Origin of the sequence: Allofrancisella heilbronnii (assembly GCF_000710735.2) — a bacterium.
GTDB lineage: Bacteria > Pseudomonadota > Gammaproteobacteria > Francisellales > Francisellaceae > Francisella > Francisella frigidaquae.
The window spans coordinates 1-6872 of sequence record NZ_CP144674.1 but is presented as its reverse complement, the minus strand read 5'-3'; the positions used below and the strand labels follow the sequence as shown (position 1 = coordinate 6872).

Sequence of the window (6872 nt, the reverse complement as noted above, 5' to 3'; positions counted from 1 at the left end):
TTGTAGTAGCTCAAACTTGATCTGACAGTCACCAATTAATTTGAGACTGAATTTATTTCTAAACTAGTGTCAGATTTATCAAACATATTACCTAAATTTTTCTCTTTTGCCAAAGGTTTTGAGTCAATAAAAGTTTTCATAGGCGTTTTTCCATAACAGTGCTTACCAGAATGTGGTCTATCGTTATTGTAATAATCCAGCCATATATCAACATCTTGCTGAATCTCCTCAATCGTTGAATAAACCTTTTTTCTAAACATTGTCTCATAACATTCATTTTTCATAGTTTTATGAAATCTTTCACAGATACCATTAGTTTGAGGGGAGTTAGCTTTTGTTTTAGTATGGTCAATGTCTTCTATGCTTAAGTACATCTGGTAGGAATGATTCTCCAGCTTTCCACAATATTCCGTGCCTCTATCTGTTAATACTCTTAATAGATCTATTCCATGTTCCTCAAAGAATGGTAATACCTTATCATTAAGCATATCAGCAGCTACTATTGCATTTTTTTCTGTATATAACTTAGCAAATCCTACTCTAGTATACGTATCTACAAATGTCTGTTGATATATCTTACCTATACCTTTTATATACCCTACATAGCTATCTTGAGATCCTAAGTAACCTGGATGATGCGTTTCAATCTCACCAGTAGCAACCTTTTTAGCTTTTTCTTTTTCTAAAGCTTGTAATTGAGCTTCTGTAAGTATAAAGCCATCTTGAGCTACTTTGGTCTCTAGTGCTGTTAATCGCTTCTTAAAATTCTCTAAGTCATGTCTAAGCCAAATAGATCTAACTCCACTTCCTGAGACTAATATTCCTTGCTTTGCTAATTCATTTGATACTCTATGTTGTCCATACGCCGGATATTCATAAGCCATATTAACTACTGCTTGCTCAATATGTGCCTCAACTCTATTTTTCTCTAATGGCTTCTTACGGGATATTTCTTGTAAAGCTAATTCTCCACCATTATCGTATAACTCTTTAAAGCGATAGTAGCTGTCTCTTGAGTAACCCATCACTTTACAAGCTTGCTTGACATTACCTAATTGTTTTGCTAATTCTAACAGACCTAATTTGGGTTTGATTATCTTTTGAGATGCATTCATTTTATTCTTCCTTAATTTGACATCTTATTTTATACACAATGTCAGATTAAGTCAAAGCTATTACAAGTTGTAGTAGCTCAAACTTGATCTGACAGTCACCAATTAATTTGAGACTGAATTTATTTCTAAACTAGTGTCAGATTTATCAAACATATTACCTAAATTTTTCTCTTTTGCCAAAGGTTTTGAGTCAATAAAAGTTTTCATAGGCGTTTTCCATAACAGTGCTTACCAGAATGTGGTCTATCGTTATTGTAATAATCCAGCCATATATCAACATCTTGCTGAATCTCCTCAATCGTTGAATAAACCTTTTTTCTAAACATTGTCTCATAACATTCATTTTTCATAGTTTTATGAAATCTTTCACAGATACCATTAGTTTGAGGGGAGTTAGCTTTTGTTTTAGTATGGTCAATGTCTTCTATGCTTAAGTACATCTGGTAGGAATGATTCTCCAGCTTTCCACAATATTCCGTGCCTCTATCTGTTAATACTCTTAATAGATCTATTCCATGTTCCTCAAAGAATGGTAATACCTTATCATTAAGCATATCAGCAGCTACTATTGCATTTTTTTCTGTATATAACTTAGCAAATCCTACTCTAGTATACGTATCTACAAATGTCTGTTGATATATCTTACCTATACCTTTTATATACCCTACATAATAGCTATCTTGAGATCCTAAGTAACCTGGATGATGCGTTTCAATCTCACCAGTAGCAACCTTTTTAGCTTTTTCTTTTTCTAAAGCTTGTAATTGAGCTTCTGTAAGTATAAAGCCATCTTGAGCTACTTTGGTCTCTAGTGCTGTTAATCGCTTCTTAAAATTCTCTAAGTCATGTCTAAGCCAAATAGATCTAACTCCACTTCCTGAGACTAATATTCCTTGCTTTGCTAATTCATTTGATACTCTATGTTGTCCATACGCCGGATATTCATAAGCCATATTAACTACTGCTTGCTCAATATGTGCCTCAACTCTATTTTTCTCTAATGGCTTCTTACGGGATATTTCTTGTAAAGCTAATTCTCCACCATTATCGTATAACTCTTTAAAGCGATAGTAGCTGTCTCTTGAGTAACCCATCACTTTACAAGCTTGCTTGACATTACCTAATTGTTTTGCTAATTCTAACAGACCTAATTTGGGTTTGATTATCTTTTGAGATGCATTCATTTTATTCTTCCTTAATTTGACATCTTATTTTATACACAATGTCAGATTAAGTCAAAGCTATTACATATTATTCACCAAATCCTGTACTATGTTTCAAGAAACATACAGCTATTCTCAGCAGGCCCTATAATCTATTAAAATTAACTCCCAGAATATAATTTCTCCGTATTCTTTTAGTTTTATTTAAAAAAAATAAAACTAAGTAATAATATTTATATCTGCAATATGTTGGAAATTAATTATGAGTTACATTGAAGCGCTTACCTATATACATGAATATATAAAGACTCCTTCTATGACAAGAAAACTAGAATACTTACAAAAGCTATTGTTGTGTCATAAGCAATATCGTCTTGAGGTCTTAAATAATAAGGAAAATTTGGAGTATATAAAAAAAGTTGAAGGATCATATCGCATACTTTTAATGGCTGCATTAATAGAAAATTTAATTACTTGGAGAAAAGGAACGCAATTTGATGGTTTAGCTAGGATAAATGTATCTATATCCGCCAAAAATGGCAGATATAGAACACAAAAGCACTAATATTTGCTGATATCTAGCTCAAAAAGAGCAAAAAATTATCATAGCTTCAAAAAATTGACCATTTATTCAACAGTCTCTGGTTTTATATACAGTAAATTTAATAGGATTTTGGAATTTTTAATATCTAATGTTGTCATTTAAAAATATTAAATATTTTAAAGGTAGTCATATAGAAGTTTAAATCAACATGATTAGTGCATCGATTAAACAAAAGCTATAAAGAAGTCATAATTTTCACTGCCATCAAAAGCAGTAAATGTAGCGCTTTTATCTACTAAGATAAAATCCCATTCAGAATTTCTTTCAATTTCAAAAGTAGTATCTGAGCCACCTAGCGAAATATGCAGGTTTTTATGCATTGAGGCATCAATTTTCTTAAGTTTAAGACCAGATAATGATAAGACTACGGTCTTTGTATATCTACTAATACTTGTTATCTTGATTTCTTTATCTAACTGATTAGTAGTACCTGCTTCAGATTTCTTTTTAACTACTAGATAATATTTATTTGCAGTAAAGAACTCTTGTGGGAAATTTTCACAGACATATTTTTGTCCATGACGATTGAATTGTACAAAATTTTTAATACTTTTTTTCTCACAAACTTTTTCTAATTCATTCATTAAGCCATTAAAAGAACTATAAGCTTTATTAAAGTCATACTGAAAGGTTGTAGTTGCATTTTGTTTTTCAATATTATTTTCAATAATCAAACTATAAACATCGTGAACTAGGCTGAATATGTGATATGGTGAAATATTACTTTTATTAGATTCTGCAAAGAAAAGTTCTCTTTTGAGTTTTGATAATAGAAAATTTAAAAAGATTGATGCATGTGGAAATGTTGTAGAAAATATAAATTTATTAAAAACTTCAACTTTTGAAATAAGTTTGTTTAGATTTGTGAATACTATATCCATCAGATAATGATCCATTGATAATAATGGAAACTCTGATTCTAATGGTTCAAGAGAAGTTTCGTTTTGTCTAAAATAAGTGATCATAGTGCTATAAGTAGCAGTATGATCATATTCAGTAGATAAAGATAACACTTCTGTAATATATTTAGTATGATCTTTTTCAATAATCTTTTCGTTTACATTTAGATAAATAGGTATGCGTGCTGCAATTTCATTATCCATTATTTGTAAAGATAGAGGATAAGAATTATCGTAAGAAATAAATTTCTTATCCTTAATATAGATTATTAATTTTTTAACTAGAATAAGCCCAGTTTGTAGACTTTCTTCGTTAATCACAAAAGAAACTATACCTTTAGAAAGATTAAATGGGAGAAAATTAGCTAGTTCAGAACTTTTTAAATTTAAAGTATCTGATGTAGATAAAATCTCACTATCTAATTTCAGACCGTTCTCCCATTTAATTCTTTTAATATCCATACTGATTTTTATCTCCTTCGGAAAATAAGATTTTGTTTGTATTAAATTTGATAACTTTTTATGTAACTAATAATAAGCGATAAAAATAGTTATTAATATATGGTAAATTTAATAGGCAGATGTCGATTTTGATGGTTATATAAAATAATTTCCTGTCTGCATTTGTTAAAAATAAATTATATAAGTTTTTTTTGTTTACTAAAAAAACTAAAAACATTTCTATAAATATGTTTTGAAAAGATAAAATTTATAATTATATCTCGAGCTTTTAATAATTAAATAACTTTAATCATTACTAAATTAGAAACCCCAATCATTTTTAGCCATTGGGTAATTCACTTGTTATTGTTATATTCTTGTAATTTTTTTCTAAAAAGTGCCAACTTACTATTAAGTTTTGAATTATCCCAGCTTTTGTATACGTCATCACAAGCTTTTTCTACGGTCTCTATAGAATATTTACTGAATATTTTTTTGAAATCATTTTCTTGCAAACCCAATTTATCATCTAAAAGGATACTTATAGACCTACTATTTAGGTTATTTGGTAAATAATCACTTTCTGTTTTCATAGTTAACAATTGGCTTTTAAGAAACTCTAAACTAATATCTTCAGGGTCTTTATTTTTTTCTTTGATACAAAACGTAATCGATGTTATTTTTCGGCCTGTTTTTTCTTCTTTAAAAGTAACGTCTAAATTTGTTATTTCATTTATTTCTTCTACTCCTTTATTTAAAAACATATCTTTAAATTTAGAATACCTATCTAAATAGCATTGAGGCATCTCAAACATTTTATGTAAATATTTAACTTCATACTCTATGTATAGATTACTTTTATAACTCTTTTGTCTATCATACTCAGACTTTAGAAAAAGGTATAACCTAGATGAGTATTTACTCTTAAATTGTAAGAGTGTAGGTAATTTAGCTTGGACAAACTCTTCTTTTAACTCCAAAAGAAGAGGTTTCAAATTAGGATCAAATTTAGCTGTTATTTGCCCAGTTCCTTTCGTATATTTTAAACTACTAAACCACGCTGTAGTTAATATCTCTTTATCATCTTCTATAGTAATTGTTTTACCAACGAGGCCTTGGGCAAATTCTCTATATTGCTTATAATTTTTTTGCGTTAATTCTCTACTTTCTAATTCACTTATATGGATTTTATACTCAAAAAAATCTGTATCATCTTTATTTATCTGCGAAACCATCAGATAAATAAAATTCTGCTCTTCCCGACTTAAATTATAGCGTCCTTTAATAAGCTTATTATGTGCTGCTAAAGTTTTATTATTCCCTAATTTCCTCATAACCACTTAAATTACAAAGTTGTGTTCATATTATAAAAGCAAAGTATAACCGCCTCAACACATTTATTTCCACAGTGGTGTTTTTTACTTATAAGAAGGTGTTTTAAACTTATGGAAAAGTGTTTTAAATTCAAAAATGACTTATAAGAAGGTGTTTTAAACTTATAAGAAGGTGTTTTAAATCCCAGCAAACACTTTAATAGCAATGTTTTCAGAAAATCATAATCTTTATAAATATAAATAGATAAACTATTCAATAGAAAAATAGACTATTTTTGATTTTAAAATAGCTTTTATAATTATTTTTCTATGGGAAATATTTTTATAGAAGATTTTAGCTTTTGGATAAAGAATAAATTTATTAAATTTAGTCTAAAGACTCTATACTTTGAAGTTTATCGATATTAAAGCCTATTATAATGTGTTTATCAAAAACATAGACCTTTGTATAGGTAAGTAGTATAACGTGCAAAATAGAGCATTTAAATGGCAAATATGAGGTTAATTTTTATTTTCTTAAATATTGGTAAAGAGTTTCTCTACTAATACCAAAATCTTTAGCAACAGAGGTTTTCTTTTCACCATTTGCTATTTTTCCTTTTAGTTCAGAAATTTGCTCATTAGATAGACTAGGCTTTCTTCCCTTATAAGCACCCTTCTTTTTAGCTATAGCTATTCCCTCAAGCTGTCTTTCTTTAATTAAGGATCTTTCAAATTCAGCAAAAGCACCCATTACTGAAAGCAATAAATTAGACATAGCAGAATCATCGCCTGTAAAAGTAAGTCCTTCTTTGACAAATTTTACTATTACATCCTTTGATGTAAGCTCAATAACGACTTTCCTAAGATCATCGAGATTTCTAGCTAACCTATCCATACTATGGATAAAAACTGTATCTCCATCTCTAGCATATTCTAACAAATTAATTAGTTCAGGACGTTTAGCATTTTTACCAGATACTTTATCAACGTAGACCTTATCTAAATTTAGACCTTCTAATTGCCTTTCATGATTTTGAGCAATAGTACTAACTCGAATATAACCAATATTCTTACCAGGCATTTTTTGTAAAAAATTAATTTATGTCAGGTAAGAGTCTAAGAGTTTGTATAACTCTTGTCAATAAATTAAAATACGTGTTCATATTGGACATTTCTTTAATAGTATCTGACAGTCAAAGTAGACTATATTCTAAATGGACATAATTATAGAAAAGCAATTAACTCAAGAGTTTATAGAGTAGATGAAGCTATTTAAAACGTTGTAACAGATTATGCTATTGAGTAGGTCAGTTAAGGTAAAATAAAGTAGTAAA

The 6872-nt window shown here is 28.9% G+C and carries 5 protein-coding genes and 1 pseudogene; 1 reads left to right on the top strand and 5 read right to left on the bottom strand.

Translation table 11 applies throughout. The features are described from left to right. Positions 1 to 35: 35 nt before the first annotated feature. Together FRA_RS08020 and FRA_RS08015 are read right to left on the bottom strand one after the other, a co-directional pair. Complete coding sequence (locus tag FRA_RS08020; RefSeq protein WP_035718769.1) at positions 36 to 1115, bottom strand: IS481-like element ISFw3 family transposase; 1080 nt, start codon at positions 1113 to 1115, stop codon at positions 36 to 38. A 102-nt stretch (positions 1116 to 1217) separates the two neighbouring features. Then, a pseudogene (locus FRA_RS08015) lies at positions 1218 to 2299 on the bottom strand (IS481-like element ISFw3 family transposase). Positions 2300 to 2540: 241 nt separating this feature from the next. Between FRA_RS08015 and FRA_RS08010 the strand changes: the two are divergent. Next, complete coding sequence (locus FRA_RS08010) at positions 2541 to 2843, top strand: hypothetical protein (RefSeq protein WP_035721791.1); 303 nt, start codon at positions 2541 to 2543, stop codon at positions 2841 to 2843. 203 nt (positions 2844 to 3046) lie between these two features. On the opposite strand, the gene tssK is transcribed toward FRA_RS08010, so the two are convergent. The 3 genes from tssK to FRA_RS07995 all read right to left on the bottom strand — a co-directional run bounded on the left by tssK (position 3047) and on the right by FRA_RS07995 (position 6619). Beyond that, positions 3047 to 4243: a type VI secretion system baseplate subunit TssK gene (gene tssK, locus FRA_RS08005; protein ID WP_035721789.1), complete on the bottom strand. Its 1197-nt coding sequence runs from the start codon at positions 4241 to 4243 to the stop codon at positions 3047 to 3049. A 335-nt stretch (positions 4244 to 4578) separates the two neighbouring features. Beyond that, a complete protein-coding gene (locus tag FRA_RS08000) occupies positions 4579 to 5556 on the bottom strand; it encodes a replication initiation protein (protein ID WP_035721786.1) in 978 nt (325 codons plus the stop codon). A gap of 508 nt (positions 5557 to 6064) precedes the next feature. Then, entirely contained in the window at positions 6065 to 6619 is a 555-nt protein-coding gene (locus FRA_RS07995; protein WP_035721784.1) for a recombinase family protein, read from the bottom strand. Positions 6620 to 6872: the final 253 nt, after the last annotated feature.